Source organism: Azospirillum sp. (assembly GCF_050789165.1).
Genome location: NZ_JBOZRT010000123.1, coordinates 30,912 through 51,409 on the forward strand (window position 1 = coordinate 30,912; position 20,498 = coordinate 51,409).

At 70.8% G+C, this 20,498-nt stretch carries 17 protein-coding genes; 9 read left to right on the forward strand and 8 right to left on the reverse strand.

Features of this window, described 5'->3' with window-relative positions; translation table 11 throughout:
* Nucleotides 1–19 precede the first annotated feature (19 nt).
* Nucleotides 20–958 carry a 50S ribosomal protein L3 N(5)-glutamine methyltransferase gene (gene prmB, locus ACRWK7_RS26670; RefSeq protein ID WP_431859462.1) on the forward strand — a complete coding sequence of 313 codons (939 nt, stop codon included), beginning with the start codon at nt 20–22 and terminating at the stop codon, nt 956–958.
* On the opposite strand, the gene ACRWK7_RS26675 is transcribed toward prmB, so the two are convergent.
* Together ACRWK7_RS26675 and ACRWK7_RS26680 are read right to left on the reverse strand one after the other, a co-directional pair.
* Nucleotides 945–2,408: an adenylate/guanylate cyclase domain-containing protein gene (locus ACRWK7_RS26675; RefSeq protein ID WP_431859464.1), complete on the reverse strand. Its 1,464-nt coding sequence runs from the start codon at nt 2,406–2,408 to the stop codon at nt 945–947. The two genes, prmB and ACRWK7_RS26675, sit on opposite strands and share 14 nt — an antisense overlap.
* A complete protein-coding gene (locus tag ACRWK7_RS26680; protein ID WP_431859466.1) occupies nt 2,405–2,728 on the reverse strand; it encodes a plastocyanin/azurin family copper-binding protein in 324 nt (107 codons plus the stop codon). The genes ACRWK7_RS26675 and ACRWK7_RS26680 overlap by 4 nt, the downstream gene beginning before the upstream one ends.
* A 164-nt stretch (nt 2,729–2,892) precedes the next feature.
* Here ACRWK7_RS26680 and ACRWK7_RS26685 point away from each other — a divergent pair, with 164 nt between their 5' ends.
* The 8 genes from ACRWK7_RS26685 (at nt 2,893) to ACRWK7_RS26720 (ending at nt 13,020) form a co-directional block, all read left to right on the forward strand.
* Nucleotides 2,893–3,066: a hypothetical protein gene (locus ACRWK7_RS26685; RefSeq protein WP_431859467.1), complete on the forward strand. Its 174-nt coding sequence runs from the start codon at nt 2,893–2,895 to the stop codon at nt 3,064–3,066.
* 180 nt (nt 3,067–3,246) lie between these two features.
* Nucleotides 3,247–5,727, forward strand: coding sequence for a ligase-associated DNA damage response DEXH box helicase (locus tag ACRWK7_RS26690; RefSeq protein WP_431859469.1), 2,481 nt, complete (start codon nt 3,247–3,249; stop codon nt 5,725–5,727).
* Nucleotides 5,728–5,805: 78 nt separating this feature from the next.
* Nucleotides 5,806–6,828 carry a flagellar motor switch protein FliG gene (gene fliG, locus ACRWK7_RS26695; RefSeq protein WP_431859470.1) on the forward strand — a complete coding sequence of 341 codons (1,023 nt, stop codon included), beginning with the start codon at nt 5,806–5,808 and terminating at the stop codon, nt 6,826–6,828.
* A gap of 143 nt (nt 6,829–6,971) precedes the next feature.
* On the forward strand, nt 6,972–7,640 hold the full coding sequence (pdeM, locus tag ACRWK7_RS26700) for a ligase-associated DNA damage response endonuclease PdeM (protein ID WP_431859472.1): 669 nt from the start codon (nt 6,972–6,974) through the stop codon (nt 7,638–7,640).
* 66 nt (nt 7,641–7,706) lie between these two features.
* Entirely contained in the window at nt 7,707–9,113 is a 1,407-nt protein-coding gene (locus ACRWK7_RS26705) for a cryptochrome/photolyase family protein (RefSeq protein WP_431859473.1), read from the forward strand.
* A gap of 79 nt (nt 9,114–9,192) precedes the next feature.
* Complete coding sequence (locus ACRWK7_RS26710; protein WP_431859475.1) at nt 9,193–11,187, forward strand: PhoX family protein; 1,995 nt, start codon at nt 9,193–9,195, stop codon at nt 11,185–11,187.
* Nucleotides 11,188–11,317: 130 nt separating this feature from the next.
* Nucleotides 11,318–11,836 carry a Fur family transcriptional regulator gene (locus ACRWK7_RS26715; protein ID WP_431859477.1) on the forward strand — a complete coding sequence of 173 codons (519 nt, stop codon included), beginning with the start codon at nt 11,318–11,320 and terminating at the stop codon, nt 11,834–11,836.
* Nucleotides 11,837–11,844: 8 nt separating this feature from the next.
* Nucleotides 11,845–13,020 carry a CobW family GTP-binding protein gene (locus ACRWK7_RS26720; RefSeq protein WP_431859490.1) on the forward strand — a complete coding sequence of 392 codons (1,176 nt, stop codon included), beginning with the start codon at nt 11,845–11,847 and terminating at the stop codon, nt 13,018–13,020.
* A 50-nt stretch (nt 13,021–13,070) separates the two neighbouring features.
* On the opposite strand, the gene ACRWK7_RS26725 is transcribed toward ACRWK7_RS26720, so the two are convergent.
* The 6 genes from ACRWK7_RS26725 to ACRWK7_RS26750 all read right to left on the reverse strand — a co-directional run.
* Nucleotides 13,071–14,054: a kinase gene (locus tag ACRWK7_RS26725; protein ID WP_431859479.1), complete on the reverse strand. Its 984-nt coding sequence runs from the start codon at nt 14,052–14,054 to the stop codon at nt 13,071–13,073.
* Complete coding sequence (locus tag ACRWK7_RS26730; protein ID WP_431859481.1) at nt 14,051–14,770, reverse strand: nucleotidyltransferase family protein; 720 nt, start codon at nt 14,768–14,770, stop codon at nt 14,051–14,053. The genes ACRWK7_RS26725 and ACRWK7_RS26730 overlap by 4 nt, the downstream gene beginning before the upstream one ends.
* Nucleotides 14,771–14,790: 20 nt before the next feature.
* A complete protein-coding gene (locus ACRWK7_RS26735; RefSeq protein ID WP_431859483.1) occupies nt 14,791–16,299 on the reverse strand; it encodes a B12-binding domain-containing radical SAM protein in 1,509 nt (502 codons plus the stop codon).
* A 10-nt stretch (nt 16,300–16,309) separates the two neighbouring features.
* Nucleotides 16,310–17,254, reverse strand: a complete 945-nt coding sequence (locus tag ACRWK7_RS26740) for an NAD-dependent epimerase/dehydratase family protein (protein ID WP_431859485.1) — start codon at nt 17,252–17,254, stop codon at nt 16,310–16,312.
* Between the two features lie 11 nt (nt 17,255–17,265).
* Nucleotides 17,266–18,435 carry a DegT/DnrJ/EryC1/StrS family aminotransferase gene (locus ACRWK7_RS26745; protein ID WP_431859486.1) on the reverse strand — a complete coding sequence of 390 codons (1,170 nt, stop codon included), beginning with the start codon at nt 18,433–18,435 and terminating at the stop codon, nt 17,266–17,268.
* A gap of 97 nt (nt 18,436–18,532) precedes the next feature.
* Nucleotides 18,533–20,498, reverse strand: a 1,966-nt coding sequence (locus ACRWK7_RS26750; protein WP_431859488.1) for a beta strand repeat-containing protein, incomplete at its 5' end; no start/stop codon positions are given.

The window sequence follows — 20,498 nt, forward strand, 5'->3', positions numbered from 1 at the left end:
TTTTCGAAAGGACACCCTCGTGACCGAACCCACCGCCGCCCAGGCCGCCACGGAACTGAAGACGGTCCGCGACTTCATCCGCTACGGCGTCAGCCGCTTCACCGAGGCCGGGGTGTCCTTCGGCCACGGCACCACGACGGCGTTCGACGAGGCGGTGTTCATGGTGCTGGAGGGCCTGCGCCTGCCCATCGACCAGCTGGAGCCCTATTACGACGCCCGCCTGACCACGCCGGAGCGCCAGAAGCTGGCCGAGCTGCTGCACGCCCGCGTGTCGACGCGCAAGCCCGCCCCCTACCTGCTGAACAAGGCCTACATCCAGGGCGTGCCGTTCTACGTGGACGAGCGGGTGATCGTGCCGCGCTCCTACATCGGCGAGCTGCTGTTCTCCGACCTGTTCAGCGGCGAGGGCGAGGGCGACGACCTGACGCTGGTCGAGGACCCGACGGCGGTGACCCGCGTGCTCGACCTGTGCACCGGCTCCGGTTGTCTGGCAATCCTGGCGTCGACGGTGTTCCCGGAGGCCGAGGTGGACGCGGTGGACCTCTCCCCCGACGCCCTGGAGGTCGCCAGGCGGAACGTCGCCGACCACGGCGTGGGCGACCGCGTGCACCTGCACCAGGGCGACCTGTTCGGCCCGCTCAAGAATCGCAAGTACGACGTGATCATCACCAACCCGCCCTACGTCGACGCCGACGCCATGGCGGCGCTGCCGGCGGAGTTCCGCACCGAGCCCCAACTGGCGCTGGCCGGCGGCCCCGACGGGCTGGACATCGTGCGCCGCATCCTCAAGGAGGCGCCGAAGCACCTCACCCCCGAGGGCGGCCTGCTCTGCGAGTTCGGCACCGGCCGCGAGATCCTGGAGGCGGAGTACCCCGACCTCGACTTCCTGTGGCTGGAGACGGCGGAGAGCTTCGGCGAGGTGTTCTGGCTGACCCGCGACCAGCTCAAGAACGCGTAACCGCGCCCTCCAGGCTCCACCCGTACAGCGCGACGACGCCGTCGCGCCCGCGCAGCGGCTTGGCCGGCAGCGCCCGCCAACCGCCCGCCTCCGGTTCCTCGCCCGCCGCCGCCAGCGCGGTGTGCGAGGCGACCAGCGGGACGCCGGCGGCCTTCGTCTCGTCCTGCAATCGGGCGGCGACGTTCACCGTGTCGCCGACCACGGTGTACTCCAGCCGCCCGCCGTCGCCGACCGCGCCGCAGAACACCGGCCCCCAGTGCACGCCGATGCCGATGCGCACTGGCTCCTCGCGGTCCCCGTTCCAGTCGGCGACCTCGCGCAGCAGGGCGCGGGCGCAGTCCAGCGCGTCGCGCGCGGCGTCCTGCCGCGGCTCCGGCACGCCGAACACCACCATGGCGGCGTCGCCGATGAACTTGTCGATGACGCCGCCGTGCGCGTCGGCGGCGACCGCCACCCGGCGCCGGAACTCGGTGAGGAACTGCCAGAGCGACGCCGGGTCCAGGCTCTCGGCCAGCGTCGTGAAGCCGCGCACGTCGGTGAACAGCACCGCCACCTCCTGCCGCCGCCCGGCGCTGAGGATGGCGGTGCCGTGCTCCGCCAGCTGCCCGGCGATCTGCGCCGGCAGGTAGCGGCCGAGGTTGACGCGCCGCTCGCGCTCCAGCTCGACCAGCCGGCGGTCGGCCTCGACGCGGGCGCGCAGCTGGATCCGCATGGCCTCCATGGCGCGCAGCAGCTTGCCGGCCTCGTCGCGCCGCCCGCTGACCAGCGGGTCGTCGAGGTGTCCGCCCGCGATGGTCTCGGCGGTGGTCACCGCCGCCTTCAGCGGCCGGACGATGTCGCGCGACAGCACCAGCGCCACCGCCGCTCCGGTGAACAGCACGGCCAGCCCGGCCGCCAGCGTCAGCCACAGCCCCGCCGCGGTCTGCCGCCGCACGTCCTCGACGAACAGGAAGCCGTCGGCCTTCGCCGTCTCCACCGCGATGTCCAGAGTGTCCTGCATCTCGTCGCCCAGCGGGTGCAGGCTGCCGGCCCCCACCCCCCGCGCCGCGTCCCACTGCGCCAGCAGCGCCGCCACGCGGTCGAGCTGCGCGCGCATGCCGGCGCTGGCCGCCCGGCGCTGCGCCACGTCCAGATCCTCCTCCAGCAGCGCGCGGGAGCGGGTGTAGCTCTCCTTCGCCCGCTCCACCGTGTCCGGCTCCGGGTGAGCGAGCATGCGCTGCGCCGTCACCATCTCGCGCAGGTCGGACTGCGCGACGCGGGCGAAGTCGATGGCCTGGAGCGGCTTGTCGTACAGCTCGACCGCCAGCCGGCCAATGGAGTCGACGGTGGCGAGCCCGACCGCGCTGCCCAGCGCCGCCAGCGCCAGCACCGCCACGAAGCCGAGCGTCAGCTTCCAGCGGATCGGCGTGTCGCCCAGCCACGTCGCGGGCCAGCGGCCGAGCGCGTTCACTTGACCACGACGGTCAGGCGCATCTTGGGATGGATCTGGCATTCCACATCCACCGTGCCGGGCTTGCGCAGGACCACCGCCTTGCGCTCGCCGGGGTTCTGGGCGCCCAGGTTGAACTCGGCGCCGGGCGTGGCCGAGAACATGTTGTGGACGAACGGGTCGGCGTTGGTGAAGGCGATCGCGTCGCCCGGCCGGATCGCGATGGACACGGGATGGAAGGCCTTGTCGCGCTGCTCGATCACGTACTCGCCGCCCAGCGCCGGCGCCGCCGCCAGCATCACGGACAGCGCCAATCCGATCCGGCTCCCCGCGGCACCCATGGCGCGCCTCCCCCTGCTCCCTGCGCGTACGATACCGCCGGGAGGCCGGACAATGCAAAGGGGAGCGGACGGCGCCGCGCGACCCCTACGGCACCCCCGAATTTGCCGCTTACTCGAATGACGGAACGGGTATAAGGTATCGCCTCGAAACCTTTGGAGGCGGCATGAACGCCGACGACGACGAGCGGCTCCGGTCCATGCTGGCGAGCACCCTCCGGCTGAAGACCCGGTTGGTGGAGACCGACGTCTGCATGACCGCCTCCTGGCGCATGCTGGACTCCAGCCGCCTCACCGTGGCGCAGTGCAAGCGCACGCTGGGTCAGGCGAAGCGCGGATAGCCTTCGCATTGACAATATTCCTATGATGTGCGAATCTGCCTCGGTGTGCGCTAACCGCGACCGAGGCTCAGGAGTGCGAACGGAACACCCTCCGCACAGTGTTTCACGGTGTTTCAAACTGTTCCATCGGGCCGGGATCCAGGAGTCGGCGGTCCTGGCCGGAGAGCGCGAGAGGCTCTCGTGACCGCGCTCATCCCGCCCAACGTCGCGGGGTGGTTCCGCTCGCGCGGGTGGGACCCGCACGCGCACCAGCTCGCCATGGTCGAGGCCGCGAACGCCGGCGAGTCCGCGCTGCTGATCGCGCCGACCGGTGGCGGCAAGACGCTGGCGGGGTTCCTGCCGTCGCTGATCGAGCTGTCCGAACGCCCCCGCGAGGGGCTGCACACCCTCTACATCTCGCCACTGAAGGCGCTGGCGGTGGACGTGCAGCGCAACCTGGAGGAGCCGGTGGCGGAGATGCGGCTGCCCATCCGCACCGAGACCCGCACCGGCGACACCCCGGAGGCCAAGCGGCGGCGCCAGCGCGCCCACCCGCCGCAGGTCCTGATGACGACGCCGGAGAGTCTGGCGCTGCTGCTCTCCTACGCCGACGCCGGCAGCATCTTCAAAGGGCTGCGCTGCGTCATCGTCGATGAACTGCACGCGCTGGCCGGGACCAAGCGCGGTGACCTGCTCGCCCTTGGGCTGGCGCGGCTGACCCGGCTGGCGCCGGGCTGCCGCCGGGTCGGGCTGTCGGCGACGGTGGCGGAGCCCGACCGGCTGCTGGCGTGGCTGTCGAAGACCGGCCGCGCCGACGGCGGGGACGTCCGGCTGATCCAGGGCCGGGCCGGCGCCGCGGCGGACGTGGAGATCCTCGTCACGAAGGAGCGGCTCCCCTGGGCCGGCCACATGGCGACGCACGCGCTGAAGGAGGTGCACGCGCGCATCCGCGGCCACCGCACCACGCTGGTCTTCGTCAACACCCGCGCCCAGGCGGAGATCGTCTTCCAGGAGCTGTGGCGCCTCAACGACGAGAACCTGCCGATCGCGCTGCACCATGGCTCGCTGGCGGCCGAGCAGCGGCGCAAGGTCGAAGCGGCCATGGCGGCGGGGAAGCTGCGGGCGGTGGTCGCCACATCCTCGCTGGACGTCGGCATCGACTGGGCCGCGGTGGACCTCGTGGTGCAGATCGGCGCGCCGAAGGGCGCCAGCCGGCTGGTGCAGCGCATCGGACGCGCCAACCACCGCCTGGACGAGCCGAGCCGCGCCCTGCTGGTCCCCGCCAATCGGTTCGAGGTGCTGGAGTGCCGCGCCGCCATCGACGCCGTCCGCGCCCACACGCTGGACGGCGAGCGGGAACGCCCCGGCGGGCTGGACGTTCTGGCGCAGCACGTGCTGGGCATGGCCTGCGCCGCGCCGTTCCACCCCGACGAGCTGTACGACGAGGTGGTGACGGCCGCGCCGTACGCCGGCCTCGACCGCGACCAGTTCGACGACGTGGTGGACTTCGTGGCGACCGGCGGCTACGCGCTGGGCTCGTACGAGCGGTTCCACCGGCTCAAAAGGCGCGAGGACGGGCGGCTGGCGGTGGCCGGGCTGCCGGTGGCGCGCCAGTACCGCCTCAACGTCGGCACCATCACGCAGGAGGCGATGCTGCGCGTCCGCCTGTCGCGTGGCCCGGGGCTGGGCCCAGTACTAGGTGAAGTGGAGGAGTATTTCGTCCAGGGCCTCACCCCCGGCGACACCTTCCTGTTCGCCGGCCAGCTGTTGAAGTTCCTCGGCGTCCGGGAGCTGGAGGTGCAGTGCGCCCGGGGGGGCACCGGCGACCCGAAGGTGCCCGCCTACGCCGGCGGCCGGCTGCCGCTGACCACGCAACTGGCCGAGCGGGTGCGCGGCATGCTGTCCGATCCCGCGGCCTGGGGCGCCCTGCCCGACGCCGTGCAGGAATGGCTGCGCCTGCAGCGCTGGCGTTCGGTGCTGCCGAGCCGCGACGGGCTGCTGGTCGAGACCTTCCCGCGCGGCGGCAAGCGCTTCCTGGTCGCCTACGCCTTCGAGGGGCGCAACGCGCACCAGACGCTGGGCATGCTGCTGACCCGGCGGATGGAGCGCATGGGCTACGGCCCCCTCGGCTTCGTCGCCACCGACTATATCCTGGCGGTGTGGAGCCTGCGCACGCCATCAAGCTCCAATGGGGACATGCAGGCGCTGTTCGACCGCGACATGCTGGGCGACGACCTGGAGGCGTGGATGGACGAGTCCTCCATGCTCCGGCGGACGTTCCGCAACGTGGCGCTGATCACCGGCGTCATCGACCGCCGCCACCCAGGGCAGGAGAAGACCGGGCGGCAGGTGACCTTCAGCTCCGACCTGATCTACGACGTGCTGCGCAAGCACGACCCCGGCCACGTCCTGCTGCGCGCCACCCGCGCCGACGCGGCCGGCGGGCTGACCGACGTGCGCCGGCTGTCCGACTTCCTGGCCCGCGTCGAGGGAAGGATCACCCACAAGGACCTCGACCGCATCTCCCCCCTCGCCGTCCCCGCCATCCTGGAGATCGGCCGGGAGCGCGTCGACGGCTCCGCCACCGACGAACTGCTGGAGGCGGCGGCGGCCGAGCTGGTCGCCGAGGCGATGCCGGAACTGGACTCCGGCGATGGTGCGCAGGGGGGCCTGCTGCTGTGAAGTCGCAAAGTTATTCGTGCGCGTCCCGCGCGGATTCGGGCATAATGCGCGCGATTCCAAGACACAGAAGACCTGGCCATGGCCCTCAAGGTTCGTGAAGACTACCGCACGCTGACCGGTCCCGAGAAGGCGGCGATCCTGATGCTGTCGCTCGGCGAGGAGCACGCCTCCAAGCTGTTCTCGATGATGGACGACGACGAGATCAAGGAGCTTTCCCAGGTCATGGCCAACCTGGGCACGGTGTCCGCCAACATCATCGAGCGCCTGTTCGTCGAGTTCGCCGAGCAGATGTCGGCCACCGGGTCGCTGGTCGGCACCTTCGACAGCACCGAGCGGCTGCTGCTGAAGACGCTGCCCAAGGACAAGGTCGACATGATCATGGAGGAAATCCGTGGTCCCGCCGGCCGCACCATGTGGGACAAGCTGGGCAACGTGTCGGAACAGGTGCTGTCGAACTACCTGAAAAACGAATACCCGCAGACCGTGGCGGTGGTGCTCTCGAAGATCCGCCCCGAACACGCCGGCCGCGTGCTGACCCAGCTGCCCGAGAGCTTCGCCATGGAGTGCATCATGCGCATGCTGCGCATGGAGGCGGTGCAGAAGGAGGTCCTGGACGACGTCGAGCGCACGCTGCGCACCGAGTTCATGACCAACCTCGCCCGCACCAGCCGGCGCGACAGCCACGAGATGCTGGCGGAAATCTTCAACGGCCTGGACCGCACCACCGAGCACCGCTTCATGGCCGCCCTGGAGGAGCGCAACCGCGACAGCGCCGAGCGGATCAAGGCCCTGATGTTCACCTTCGAGGACCTGTCGAAGCTCGACCCGTCCGGCGTGCAGACGCTGCTGCGCAACGTCGACAAGACGAAGCTGGGCACCGCGCTGAAGGGCGCCTCCGAGACGCTGAAGGACCTGTTCTTCTCCAACATGTCGGAGCGCGCGGCGAAGATCCTGCGCGAGGACATGGCGGCGATGGGCCCGGTGCGCGTGCGCGACGTGGACGAGGCGCAGATGTACATGGTGCAGCTCGCCAAGGACCTCGCGGCTCGCGGCGAGATCGTCATCTCCGAGGGCGGCGGCGAGAACGAGCTGATCTACTGACGCGGCGAAATTCCTTTCAAGCCCGTTTGTTTCTCCCGTCATCCCCGCGAAGGCGGGGATCCATACGTTCCATAGGCGTTCGCTTTGGGAATTATGGATCCCCGCCTTCGCGGGGATGACGGTCGTGGTTCTCAGGGTGTTGCGTGCTCCGCCTCCTCGACGTCCCCCTCGTCCCCGACCCGTCCGGCGCCCTGTGGTGGGCGGAGGAGCGGCTGCTCGCCGTTGCCGACCTGCACCTGGAGAAGGGCTCCGGCTTCGCGGCGCGCGGGCGGATGCTGCCGCCCTACGACACCCGCGCCACCCTCGACCGCCTCGCCGAGGCCACCGCCCGGCTGAAGCCCCGCACCGTGCTGTGCCTGGGCGACAGCTTCCACGACCGCCGCGCGGCCGAGCGCATGCACGACGCCGACCACGCCCGCCTCGCCGCGCTGGTGGCGGCCGTGGACTGGGTGTGGATCGCCGGCAACCACGACCCCGAGGCGCCGGTGGGCCTCGGCGGCCGGGTGGCGGCGGAGGTCCGTACCGGCCCGCTGACCTTCCGCCACGAGGCCGAACCCGGCGCCCGCGGCGAGGTCTCCGGCCACCTGCACCCGGCCGCCGCCGTTCTGCTGCCCGGCCGTCGGGTGCGCGAGCGCTGCTTCGCCGGCGACGGCGTCCGGCTGATCCTGCCGGCCTTCGGCGCCTACGCCGGCGGGCTCAACGTCCTCGACCCGGCGGTGCGGCGCCTGCTGCGCACGCCGTTCCAGGTCCACCTGATCCGCGGCGGCAAGGTGCACGCCTTCCCGCACAGCCGCCTCTCGCCGGACTCCTGACGGTCGGTGATCCGGCCGGCCGGATCCCACGTACAAGCGTTCAGCAAAATCCTGTCCCTGGTGCCCATGAGCCGCCCCATCATCGTCTGGTTCCGCCGCGACCTGCGCCTCGCCGACAACCCCGCCCTCGCCACCGCCGCCTCCGGGGCCGGCCCGGTGGTGCCGGTGTTCGTCCTCGACGACGCCCTGCCCGGCGCCGCGTCCCGCCGCTGGCTGCACCGCAGCCTGGAGGCGCTCGCCGCCGACCTCGCCCCGCTGGGATCGCCGCTGGTCCTGCGCCGTGGCGAGCCATCGGCGGTCCTGGCCGAGCTGGCGGTCGAGACCGGCGCGGACGCCGTGCTGTGGAACCGCCGCCCCGACCCCGCCGAGGACGACGCCGACCGCCGCGTCGCCGCCGCACTGGAGGCCAGCGGCGTGCGCGGCGAGGGTTACGACGCCGCGCTGCTGTTCGATCCCGCGGCGGTGCGCACCAAGGCCGGCGAGCCGTACCGCGTCTTCACCCCGTTCTGGCGCGCCTGCCGCGCCCTGCCCGAGCCGTACAGCCCGCTGGGCGCACCGGAGCGGCTGGCCGCCCCGCCCGCCCCCGTCCGCTCCGACCGCCTCGCCGACTGGAGCCTCGCCGACGGCGTGGACGACGGCTGGACGCCGGGCGAGGCGGCGGCACGCGAGCGCCTCGTCGATTTCCTCGACGGCCCGGTCACCCGCTACGCCGCGGACCGCGACATCCCCTCCCTGGACGGCACCTCGCGGCTGTCGCCGCACCTGCATTGGGGCGAGATCGGCCCGCGGCAGGTCTGGCACGCCGCCCGCCACGCCGCCGACGCCCACCCCGAGCGCGCGCCGGGCATCGAGGCCTTCCTGCGCGAGCTGGGCTGGCGCGAGTTCTGCCAGCACCAGCTGCGGCAGTGCCCGGACCTCGCCGAGAAGCCGTTGGACCGGCGCTTCACCGCCTTCCCCTGGCGCGAGGACCCGGACCTGCTGGCCGCGTGGAAGCACGGCCGCACCGGCTATCCCCTGGTCGATGCCGGCATGCGCCAACTGCTGGCGACGGGGTGGATGCACAACCGGGTGCGCATGGTGGTGGCGTCCTTCCTGGTGAAGGATCTGCTGCTGCCCTGGCAGGCCGGCGAGGCGTGGTTCCGCGAGGCGCTGGTCGACGCCGACCCGGCCAACAACCCCGCCAACTGGCAGTGGGTCGCCGGCTGCGGCGCCGACGCCGCCCCCTTCTTCCGCGTCTTCAACCCCGTCGCCCAGGGCGAGAAGTTCGACCTCGACGGCGGTTACGTCCGCCACTGGGTGCCCGAACTGGCCGATCTGCCGGAGGAGTGGATCCACAAGCCGTGGCAGGCGCCGGGGCCGGTGCTGGCGGCGGCCGGCGTGCGGCTGGGCGTCACCTACCCGCGCCCGGTGGTCGACCACGGGCTGGCGCGCCAGCGCGCGCTGGCCGCCTTCTCGGCGATCCGCGGGAATTAACCGGGGCGTCACCGGTCCGCAAGGAAAGCGTCATGCGCCGCCGATAAGGTGCCGCCCAAGCAACGAGGGAGAGGCACACATGGACACCCGCGGCAGCAAGTTCCTGGTCGCCGACGCCCTGGAGGACATCGGCAGCAATCCGACCGGCAACCCGACGCTGGCGGACGTGCTTGAGGAACGCTTCGGCCGCCGCGACGTCATGCGCGGCCTGCTGGCCGGCGCCCTGGCCGGCCCGGCGCTGCTCTCCGTCCGCCCCGCCGAGGCGGCCCAGAGCAGCATGGCGACCGCGGAGGACAAGCCCGCCTTCACCTTCACCGAGATCGCGCACGGCGTCGATGCCACCCACCACGTGGCGCCGGGCTACAACGCCCGCGTGCTGATCCGCTGGGGCGACCCGATCCTGCCCGGCGCGCCGGCCTTCGACCCGATGAGGCAGACCGCCGCCGCCCAGGCGCAGCAGTTCGGCTACAACAACGACTTCGTCGGCTTCGCGCCGCTGCCGCGCGGATCGAAGAGCGCCGACCGCGGCCTGCTCTGCGTGAACCACGAGTACACCGACGAGGAGGTCATGTTCCCCGGCCTCGGCGGCGAGCAGAGCAAGGCCAACTTCGCCAGGATGACCAGGGATCTCGTCGACATCGAGATGGCCGCGCACGGCGGCTCGGTGGTGGAGATCCGCAAGGTCAAGGGGGTGTGGACCTACGACGCCACGTCGCCGTTCAACCGTCGCATCACCGCCGAGACGGAGATCGCCATCAGCGGTCCGGCCGCCGGCCACGCGCTGCTGAAGACCGCCGGCGACCCGACCGGCCGGCGGGTGCGCGGCATGCTGAACAACTGCGCCGGCGGCATGACGCCGTGGGGCACCTGGCTGTCGTGCGAGGAGAACGTCAACAGCTACTTCTGGGGCACGCTCGCCGACGGCCACCCGCAGGCCAAGGCGTTCAAGCGCTACGGCATCCCGGCCAACGTCTTCAACTGGGGCCAGCACCACGACCGCTTCGACGTGAACAAGGAGCCGAACGAGGCCAACCGCTTCGGCTGGGTGGTGGAGATCGACCCCTACGACCCGAACGCCACGCCGAAGAAGCGCACCGCGCTCGGCCGCTTCAAGCACGAGGCGTGCACGCTGGCGGTGGGCAAGGACGGCACCGTGGTCGCCTACACCGGCGACGACGAGCGCTTCGACTACGTCTACAAGTTCGTGGCATCGAGGAAGTTCAACGCGAAGAACCGCGCCGCGAACATGGACCTGCTCGACGAGGGCACGCTGTACGTGGCGAAGTTCGGCGCCAACGGCACGTTGGACTGGCTGCCGCTCGCCCACGGCCACGGCCCGCTGACGGCGGAGAACGGCTTTCCCGACCAGGCGACTGTGCTGGTGCACGCCCGCCTCGCGTCCGACGCGCTGGGCGCCACCAAGATGGACCGCCCGGAGGACATCGAGGTCAACCCGAAGACCGGGCGCGTCTACGTCGTGCTCACCAACAACGACAAGCGCAAGCCGGAGCAGGTGGACGCCGTCAACCCGCGCGCCGCCAACGAGTGGGGCCAGATCGTCGAGATAGAGGCCATCGGCGGCGACCACGCGGCCACGAAGGCGGAGTGGCGGATGCTGGTGCGCGGCGGCTCGCCCGCCGTGGGCGGCCAGTTCCACGCCGAGACCACGGACAACGGCTGGTTCGCCTGCCCCGACAACCTCGCGGCGGACAACCACGGCCGCCTGTGGGTCGCCACCGACCAGGGCGGCGCCTGGGCCAAGGCGTCGGGCACCGCCGACGGCATCTGGGCGATCGAGACCGACGGCCCGCGCCGCGGCCTGTCGAAGATGTTCTTCCGCGTGCCGGTGGGCGCCGAAATGTGCGGCCCCTGCTTCACGCCGGACGACAAGACGCTGTTCGTCGCCGTGCAGCACCCGGCCACCGACGGCGTGGACCTGTGGGAAGGCTTCAAGGGAAAGACCTCGACCTTCGAGGATCCCGCCACCCGCTGGCCCGACTTCAAGGCCGGCACGCCGCCGCGCCCCTCGGTGGTGGCGATCACCAAGACGGGCGGTGGGGTGATCGGGTCATAGGTTCCTGCACCGGGCCCCCACCCAAACCCTCCCCCACTTCGCGGGGGAGGGCTTCATCTCCTTCCCCCGCGAAGTGGGGGAAGGCTGGGATGGGGGCCCGGCGCCACGCACCTTCCAACCGCCGGCATGAATGTTATATCGTAACGTCATGCCGCACCTCGCCGGACCTTCCGGGCACGACCACGCCCACTGCATCGCCGATGCCCTCACCCGCGCCGACGCCCTGTGCGCCGAGCGCGGCGCCCGGCTGACCAGCCTGCGGCGCCGGGTGCTGGAGCTGGTGTGGTCCAGCCACCAGCCGCGCGGCGCCTACGCCATCCTCGACGACCTGACGCAGCGGGACGGCAAACCGGCCGCCCCGCTGACCGTCTACCGCGCCCTGGAGTTTCTGGTCGAGCAGGGGCTCGTGCACCGCATCGAGAGCCTCAACGCCTACATCGGCTGCGCCGAGCCGGGCGCCATGCACGCCGGCCAGTTTCTCGTCTGCGAGGCCTGCGGCAATGCGGTCGAGTTGGACGACCCGCGCGTCGACGACGCCATCCGCACCGCCGCCTCCGAACGCGGGTTCCAGGTCCGCCGCCCGACCGTCGAGGTCCGCGGCACCTGTCCCGATTGCCAAAAGCCTGACTTGCAGGAGAAGTCCCCGTGAGCGACGCCATGACGCCCGCCACCCGTTTCCCCGTTTCGGTGCTGACCGGCTTCCTCGGCAGCGGCAAGACGACGCTGCTGCAGAAGCTGCTGCACCACCCGGGCATGGCGCGCACCGCCGTGGTCATCAACGAGTTCGGCGAGGTCGGCCTCGACCACCTGCTGGTCGCCAAGGCGTCGGAGAACATGGTGGTGATGGACAGCGGCTGCGTGTGCTGCACCATCCGCGGCGACCTCGTGGACACGCTGCGCGACCTGTTCCTCAAGCGCGTCAAGGGCGTGATCCCGGAATACGACCGCGTGGTGGTCGAGACCACCGGGCTGGCCGACCCGGCGCCGATCATCCACACGCTGATGAGCGACCCGCTGCTCGCCGCGCGCTTCCGCCTGGACGGCGTCGTCAGCACGGTGGACGCGGTGCACGGTTCCGACCAGCTCGACCGCAACCCGGAGAGCGTCAAGCAGGCCGCCGTCGCCGACCGCATCGTGCTGACCAAGACCGACGCGGCATCCCCGCCGGTGACGGCCGAGCTGCTGAAGCGTCTGGCGGTGATCAACCCGGCCGCCCCGGTGATCCCCGCGGCGTTCGGCGACGTGGACCCGGCGCAGCTGTTCGACGCCGGCCTCTACAACCCCGCCACCAAGGGCCCGGACGTCGCCCGCTGGCTGAAGGAAGAGGCCTACCGCGCCGAGGGGCACGGCCACCATCATCACCATGAGCATGAGCATGAGCATGAGCATGATCACGACCATGACCACGAGCACGGCGAGGCCTGCGGCCCCGGCTGCGGGCATGACCACGATCATGGGCACGACCACCACCACGACGCGAACCGCCACGACGACCACATCCGCGCCTTCTGCATGGTCGAGGAGCAGCCGATTCCCTGGGACCGCTTCGTCGATTTCATGGAGGCGCTGATCACGGCGCGCGGCCCCGACCTGCTGCGCATCAAGGGCATGCTGAACGTGCCGGAGAGCGAGCTGCCCATCGTCGTGCACGGCGTGCAGCACATGTTCCACCCGCCGGTGCGGCTGGACGCGTGGCCGACCGACGACCGGCGTTCGAAGATCGTCTTCATCACCCGCGACGTCGGCCGTCAGGTGATCGAGGATATGTTCAACGGGTTCGTGCGCGGCGAGGGAAAGGTGCCGGAAATCACGCCGGAGGCCCGGCCGGAGTAGGTGTATCGAGCCCTCCCCCGCCGGAGGCGGGGGAGGGTTTTGAGGCAGCCTTACGGCTCGTACACCACGATCTTCGACCCGCCGTCGAAGCGGAAGTTCACGGCGATCAGGTTCTTCAGCCGCTCGCGCACGCGGGCTTGCGCCGCAGGCGGGGCGTAGACCAGCAGGAAGCCGCCGCCGCCCGCTCCCAGCAGCTTGCCGCCCAGCGCGCCGGCCGACATCGCCGCCTCGTACAGCTCGTCGATCTTGCCGTTGGACACCGCGGGGGATAGCTCGCGCTTCAGCATCCAGCCCTCGTTCAGCAGCTGGCCGAGCTGGTCGAGCGGCTGGGTGGGGGAGCCCAGGATCGCCGCCGCCTCGTCCACCATGGCGCGCAGCGTGTGCAGCTGCGTCTTGCGCTGGCTGAGGTTCTGGATCTTGTCCTTCTCGATGTCCGAGGCGATGCGCGAGAACCCGGTGAAGTACAGCGTCAGGCTGTCCTCCAGCTCGGCGCGGCGCTCCGGCGTGATGATCAGCGGGTTGACGTCGATGCCGCCGTCGGTGCGGAAGTCGATGCGGTTCAGCCCGCCGTACGCCGCCCACACCTGGTCCTGCGAGCCGACGCTCTCGCCGATCACGTTCTGCTCGATGTGGATCGCGGTCTCAGCCAGCTCGCGCTTGGTCGCCATGTGGCCGCGGTAGGCGTACAGCGCGTTGAGCAGCCCGACCGTGAACGACGAGCTGGACCCCAGGCCCGAGCGCGCCGGCAGGTCGCCGTCGTGGTGGATCTCCAGCCCCTCGGTGATTCCCATCTCGCTCAGCACGGCGCGCACCGAAGGGTGGCGGATCTCGCCGATCTCCTTCACCAGCTCGATGGCGGAATAGACGATGCGGTGCTTGTGCTCGAAAAAGGGCGGCAGCGGACGGACGTTGATGTAGCAGTACTTGTCGATGGCGCCGCCGATCACCGCGCCGCCATGCTTGCGGTACCATTGCGGGAAGTCGGTGCCGCCGCCGAACAGCGACACGCGGAAGGGGGTTCGGCTGATGATCATTTGCCCTCTCCCGCGATGACGTCCGGCGCGCGCGCCAAGCTGTCGGGGGTGCCGATGTCGATGAAGCGGCCGTGCACCACGACCGCGTGCAGCGTGCCGGGCGGCAGCGTTTCCAGCACGTCGCGTTCCAGCGACACCGCGTCGGACGCGGCGAGGCGGTCGAGGAAGGCGGCCGAGAACAGGTAGACGCCGGCGTTGACGGTGCCGCGGCCCGGCGCCTTCTCGGCGAAGCGGATGACGCGGCCGTCGGCGCCGATGTCGACGCGGCCGTAGCGCGACGCGTCGTCCACCTCGACGCACAGCACGGAGGCCTCGGCCCCGGAGAGCCGGTGCGACGCGACGAAGGCGCGCAGGTCGGCGTCCAGGAAGGTGTCGCCGTTCATCACCATGACCAGGTCGGTGGTCAGCTCGTCGCGCACGAAGCGGATGGCCCCGGCGGTGCCGAGCGGCCGCGGCTCGATCTCGCAGACCACGTCCAGGCTGTGGCCGCCCTGCGCCAGCCACGCGGTGACGCGGTCGGCGAGGTGGCCCAGGCACAGCACCACGCGTTGCGTGCCGAACTGCGCCAGGTAATCCAGCAGGTGGCCGAGGAAGGCCCGGCCGGCGATGGGGGCGAGCACCTTGGGCGTGTCGCCGAGGACGCCGCGGATGCGGGTGCCGAGGCCGCCGGCCAGCACTGCGACGTCGATGTTGCTCAGGGCCTCTTTGGGCTGCACCGCCGGTCCTTTCCCCCGGGTTACGCCGGAGCGTCCACCGGTTCCAGCAGCTTGCGGCGCAGCGAATGGCGCGTCATCTGCCGGATGTGGACGCTGGTCGAGGCGCCGAAGCGCTGGTCGACCATCTTCAGGTACCGCGGATTGGTGAAATATTCGTTGAAGGCGGCGTCGCGGAACGCCAGCACCTCGGCCGCCGTCGCCTTCTCGGTCGCCAGCGGCTTGCAGTCGTAGCTGTGCTGCGAGAAGCCGCTCCAGGCGTCCGGCAGCTCCCAGCCCTTCTCCACCGCGGTGTTGTAGAGCGGCGAGCCGGGGTAGGCCATGGCCGAGTAGAAGTTGGCGAACTCGCAGTTCAGTTCCTTGGCGAGGTCCAGCGTCTCGCGCATCGACTGCGCGTCGTCGTCGGGCAGGCCGAAGATGTAGTTGCCGATGACGTTGATGCCGGCTTCCTGGATGGCGCGGACGATGCCGACGATGTCCTCGCTCTTCAGCGCCTTCTTGGCGCCGTCGCGCACGTGCTTGGAGCCGGACTCGATGCCCAGCGCCAGCCAGCGGAAGCCGGCGCGGCGCAGCATGTCCAGCATCGCCGGCTTCACCGTGTCGACGCGGGCGTAGGCCCAGAGGTTCAGGGCACCACCCAGCTTCTCGTTGCGCGGGATCAGCCCTTCGCAGATCGCGGTGACGTGCTTCTCGTTCAGCACGAACATCTCGTCGACGATCTTGAAGGTGCGCACCCCGTACTGCTCGATCAGGATGTCGATTTCCTTCAGCACCGCCTCCGGGCTGCGGAAGCGGTAGCCGTTCTTGCCGAAGGGCGCGTTGATGCAGCAGAAGCTGCATTTGTACGGGCAGCCCAGCGTCGTGTAGATCGACGCGTACGGCTTGCGCGCCCCCAGGTCGCCGAAGCACTGCCAGTTATGCGCGCGGTAGCGGTCCATCGGCAGCAGGTCCCACGACGAGCCCGGCAGGTCGTGGTCCAGGTCCTCGATCAGCGGGGCGGAGAGCGTGCGGCGCACCTCTCCGCCCTCCCAATAGACGATGCCCGGCACCTGCGACAGGTCCGGCGCGTCGGAGGCCAGCGCGCGAACCAGCGTCTCCACCGTTACCGGCCCCTCGCCGGTGCAGGCGAAGTCCACCGCCTCCTCGCGCAACGTGCGCTCGGGAAGCGCTGCGACATGGCCGCCGACGATGATCACCGGCACCTCCGGCGCCTCCGCCTTGATGGCGCGGCAGGCCGGGCCGGCCGCGGTCATCATCTGGGTGGAGGCGGAGGGCTGGTGCCCGTAGACGATCATGCCGACCAGCCGCGGCTTCAGCTCGGCGACCCGCTTCGCCACCGTCTCCGGCCCCCAGCGCTCCGCCTCGCTGTCGATGATGGCGACGCGGTGGTCCTTCAGGCGGCAGTAGGTGGCGATCAGGCCGGCCCACAGCGGCGGCTCCACCGCCGTCAGCTCCTCGCCCAGCTCCTGGTAGATGGCGTCGCGGCCGCCGGGGGTGATGAGAAGGAGGTCGAGAGGCTGCTGGTCGGTCATGGCCGTGGTCCTAGACGTTGCCGTGCACGGCGTTGCGGATCATCCGATAGCCCTTGATCAGCTCAGCTATGCCGTCGTCCAGCGAGAAGGCGGGCTTGTAGCCGGTGCCCTCGATCCGCTCGTTGGAGACGATGTAGTCGCGCTTGTCCGGGTCCTCGCCGATCGGCGATTCGACGAAGACGAACTTCGGCAGGTGCTCGCGGATCTTCTCGCACAGCTCCCACTTGGAGATGTTCGCGTCCGACAGGCCGACGTTGTAGGGCCGGTCCTTCATGGTCTCGAAGTTGTCGAGGCCGTGGATGAAGGCGCGCGCCACGTCGCGGATGTGGATGTAGTTCCGCTTGAAGTGCGGCTCGAACAGGATGACCGCGCGGTCGAACACGGCACGGTAGACGAAGTCGTTGACCAGCAGGTCGATGCGCATGCGCGGCGCCATGCCGAACACGGTGGCGAGGCGGAAGGAGATGGCATTGCCGCGCTCCAGCACCGCCGCCTCGGCCTCCACCTTGGTGCGGCCGTACAGCGAGATGGGACGCAGCGGCGTCTCCTCGGTGCAGAACTTGCCCTTCTCGCCGACGCCGTAGCCGGAGTTGGTGACCGGCATCATCAGGCGCTGGTCCTTCGACAGCAGGCGGATCAGCGTCAGCACCGCGTCGCGGTTGGTGGTGGCAGCCGCGGTCTTGTCGATGTCGCACAGCGGCGCGCCGACCAGGGCCGCCAGCGGGATCACCACGTCGGCGGTCTTGATGAGCGGCGCCAGCGTCGCCTCGTCACGGCAGTCGCCGCGCACCACGTCGAAGTTCGGGTGCGCGCAGACGTGCGCCAGCGGGTTCTGCTTGAACATGAAGTTGTCGAGCACAGTCACCGTGTGGCCGGCATCCAGCAGCGCCGGCACCATGATGGAGCCGAGATAGCCGGCGCCGCCGGTGACCAGGATGTTCATCGTCGCAGTCATGGCGGTGCCCCTCAGCGGCAGGTGGTGTCGAGGACCTCGCGCAGGCGCGTGATCTGCGCCGTGAGGTCGTGCGGGTGGTTGCCGACGAAGAAGCCCAGGTCGTGCGCGAGGTACGCGTTCTCGATGGGCCCCACGGTGTCGTAGTCGTAGTGCTTCAGCACGTCGTGGCGCAGGAAGCAGCCGCCGGTGATGATGCGGAAGCCGATGTCAGCGCCCTTCAGCGCGGCGAAGACCTTCTCGCGGTCCGGGTTGCGGGCCGGGTTGAGGATGATGGTGAAGCTGAAGGACGAGGACGTGCCGTTCTCGCGCTGGATGATGAAGCGCTCGTCGCCGGCGAACAGCTCCTGGAACAGCTTGAGGTTCTTCCGGCGCGCCGCGGTCATGGCGGGCAGCTTCTTGAGCTGCTGGCGCCCCACCGCGGCCTCAAGCTCCAGCGGGCGGACGTTGTAGCCGGGCAGGATGAAGCGGTACGCCTCGAAATGATCCGACGAGCGGCGCTCGTACAGCGGCGTGTCGGGCGGCAGGTCGCGGGTCCAGCCGTGCGCGCGCATGGAGCGGCAGAGGTGCGCCAGCTCCAGGTCGTCGGCCAGGATCATCCCGCCTTCCATCGTCGAGATGTGGTGCGAGAAGAAGAAGCTGAAGGTGTTCAGGTCGCCGAAGGTGCCGGTCTTCTTCCCGCCCAGCTCGGCGTCCATGGATTCGCAGTTGTCTTCCAGGACGTACAGGCCGTGCGCGTCGGCGAAGGCGCGGATGACGTCCAGCCCGGCCGGATTGCCGAGGATCGACACCGGCACGATGGCCCGCGTCTTCGGCGTCAGCGCCTGCTCCAGCTTCGAGACGTCCATGTTGAGCGTGTCCAGCTCGACGTCGACGAAGCGCAGCTTCAGCCCGTATTGCTGGAGGGGGTGGTAGGTGGTGGCCCAGGAGATCGCCGGGACGATGACCTCGTCACCGCGCTGCAGCGGCCGGTCCTTCTTGTAGGCGAGCGCCGCCACCCCGACCAGGTTGGCCGAGGAGCCGGAGTTCACCATGATGCCGTGCTTCATGCCGAAATAGGCGGCGAACTCGCGCTCGAAGGCCGCGACCTCGGCACCCATCGTGAACTGGCCCGACGCGATGACCCGCTGCATCGCCTCGACTTCTTCCGGTCCCCAGGACGAGGCTGCCAACTCGTAGAACATCCGCACCACCTCTGCATGTCGGCCGCGGGCCTATTACCCGCCGCGGAACGGTAGTGGAATATTGGTCAAGAGATCATTAATGGCGCAGCGCGCGGTGCTACAGGCGCGCGAGCCAGACGGCGACCTGCGCGGCGGTCATGGCCCGCACCTGCGCGAGCGAGAAGGAACTGGCCTGCGTCGCGGTCAGCGCGGCGATGCCGTTCGTGGACAGGCTGGGGATCTGCGCGGCCTTGAAGCCGGCGATCTGCGCGGTGGTCAGGGCGCTGAGCTGGGCGGTGCTCAGCACGGAGACGGCGGCGGTGGACAGCGCCCCAAGCTGGGTGGCGCTCAGAAGCGCGACCTGCGCCGTGCCGAGGGCGCCGACGTTGGTGCCCGACAGCGCCCCGACCTGCGCCGCGCTCAACGCGGCGATCTGGGTGGCGCTCAGCTCCGCGAAGTCGGAGGTGCCAAGCGTGCGGATCTGCGCGGTGGTCAGACCGCGAATCTGCGCCGTGCTCAACGCCGCCACCTGGGTGGCGGTCAGCGCGGACAGGGCGGTCGCCGACAACCCGCCGAGCTGGACGGCGGACAGCGCCCCGACCTGGGACGTGCTCAGCTCGGTGAGGCGCGCGGTCGTCAAACCGGCGAGCTGCTGCGCCGTCAACGCGGCCAGCTGGCCGGTGCCGAGCGCCGCCACCTGCGCGCTGCTCAGGCCGGAGACGCCGGTCGCCGTCAGCGCCTTGACCTGGGCGGTCGTCAGCGCGCCGACTTGCGTGGCGCTCAGCTCCGCGACGTCGACGGTGCCAAGACCGCGGATCTGCGACGCGGTCAGGCCACGGATCTGGGCGGTGCCCAGCGCGCCGATCTGGGCGCTCGTCAGCCACCGGATGGCGGTCGCCGACAGGGCACCCACCTGGGTGGCCGACAGCACGGCGAGCTGCGCCGTGGTCAGCCCGGCGACGTTCACCGGATTCACGGCCGCGAGCTGCGCCGTGCTCAACGCACCGACCTGAGTGGCGCTCAGCTCCGCCATGTCCGTGGTGTTCATGGCGCTGATCTGGGCGGTGGTCAGACCGCGGATCTGCGCCGTCGTCAGCGTCCCGACCTGGGTGGCGTTCAGCCCGGACACCGCCGTCACGGACAGCGCGCCCAGCTGCGTGGCCGACAGCGCGGCGATCTGCGTGTCGGACAGTTCGGCCACGTCGGCGGTGTTCAGGCCGCGGATCTGCGTGGTCGTCAGTCCGCGGAGCTGCGCCGTCGTCAGCGCCGCCACCTGCGTGGCGGACAGCGCCGACACCGCGGTCGCCGTCAGCGCACCGAGCTGGGTGGCCGACAGCGCGCCGACCTGGGTGGCGCTCAGCTCGGCCATGTCGGCGCCGGTCAGGCCGCGCACCTGCGTGGTGCGCAGCGCGCCGACCTGCGCGGTGGTCAGGCCCGCCACCTGCGTCGCCGTCAGCCCCGACAGCACGGCCGAGCTGAGCGCCGCGACCTGCGCGGTCGACAGGGCGCCCACGCGCGTGCCGTCAAGCGCGCCGAGCTGCGCCGTGGACAACGCGGCGACCTGCGCGGTGCTCAACGCGCCGACCTGAGTGGCGCTCAGCTCCGCGATGTCGGCGCTGCTCATTCCGCGGATCTGGGCCGCACTCAACCCGCGGACCTGCGCGGTGGTCAGCGCCGCCACCTGCGTGGCGGACAGCGCCGACACCACGGTCGCCGTCAGCGCGCCGAGTTGGGTGACCGACAGCGCGCCGATGCCGGTGGCGCTCAACTGGCCGACGGCGGTGGCGGACAGGGCACGCATCTGCGCCGCCGTCAGGCCGCCGATCTGCGCCGAGGTCAACGCCCCCACCTGGGCGGTGCCCAGCGCCGACACGGCGCCCGACGACAGCGCCCGGATCTGGCTGGAGGACAGCGCCGCGAGCTGGGCGGTGCTCAGCGCCCCGGCCCCCACCGTGCCCAGGGACGCGATCTGCGCGGTGGTCAGCGCGCCGACCTGGGTGGCGCTCAGCTCCCCGACGTCGGCGGTGCCGAGGGCGCGGATCTGGGAGGCGGTCAGCCCGCGGAGCTGCGCCGTCGTCAGCGCC

Coding starts and splice junctions, on each gene's coding strand:
- ACRWK7_RS26680 (WP_431859466.1), bottom strand. CDS start 2,728: ATGGGTGCCGCGGGGAGCCGGATCGGATTGGCGCTGTCCGTGATGCTG.
- ACRWK7_RS26685 (WP_431859467.1), top strand. CDS start 2,893: ATGAACGCCGACGACGACGAGCGGCTCCGGTCCATGCTGGCGAGCACC.
- fliG (WP_431859470.1), top strand. CDS start 5,806: ATGGCCCTCAAGGTTCGTGAAGACTACCGCACGCTGACCGGTCCCGAG.
- ACRWK7_RS26705 (WP_431859473.1), top strand. CDS start 7,707: ATGAGCCGCCCCATCATCGTCTGGTTCCGCCGCGACCTGCGCCTCGCC.
- ACRWK7_RS26710 (WP_431859475.1), top strand. CDS start 9,193: ATGGACACCCGCGGCAGCAAGTTCCTGGTCGCCGACGCCCTGGAGGAC.
- ACRWK7_RS26715 (WP_431859477.1), top strand. CDS start 11,318: ATGTTATATCGTAACGTCATGCCGCACCTCGCCGGACCTTCCGGGCAC.
- ACRWK7_RS26720 (WP_431859490.1), top strand. CDS start 11,845: ATGACGCCCGCCACCCGTTTCCCCGTTTCGGTGCTGACCGGCTTCCTC.
- ACRWK7_RS26725 (WP_431859479.1), bottom strand. CDS start 14,054: ATGATCATCAGCCGAACCCCCTTCCGCGTGTCGCTGTTCGGCGGCGGC.
- ACRWK7_RS26735 (WP_431859483.1), bottom strand. CDS start 16,299: ATGACCGACCAGCAGCCTCTCGACCTCCTTCTCATCACCCCCGGCGGC.
- ACRWK7_RS26740 (WP_431859485.1), bottom strand. CDS start 17,254: ATGACTGCGACGATGAACATCCTGGTCACCGGCGGCGCCGGCTATCTC.
- ACRWK7_RS26745 (WP_431859486.1), bottom strand. CDS start 18,435: ATGTTCTACGAGTTGGCAGCCTCGTCCTGGGGACCGGAAGAAGTCGAG.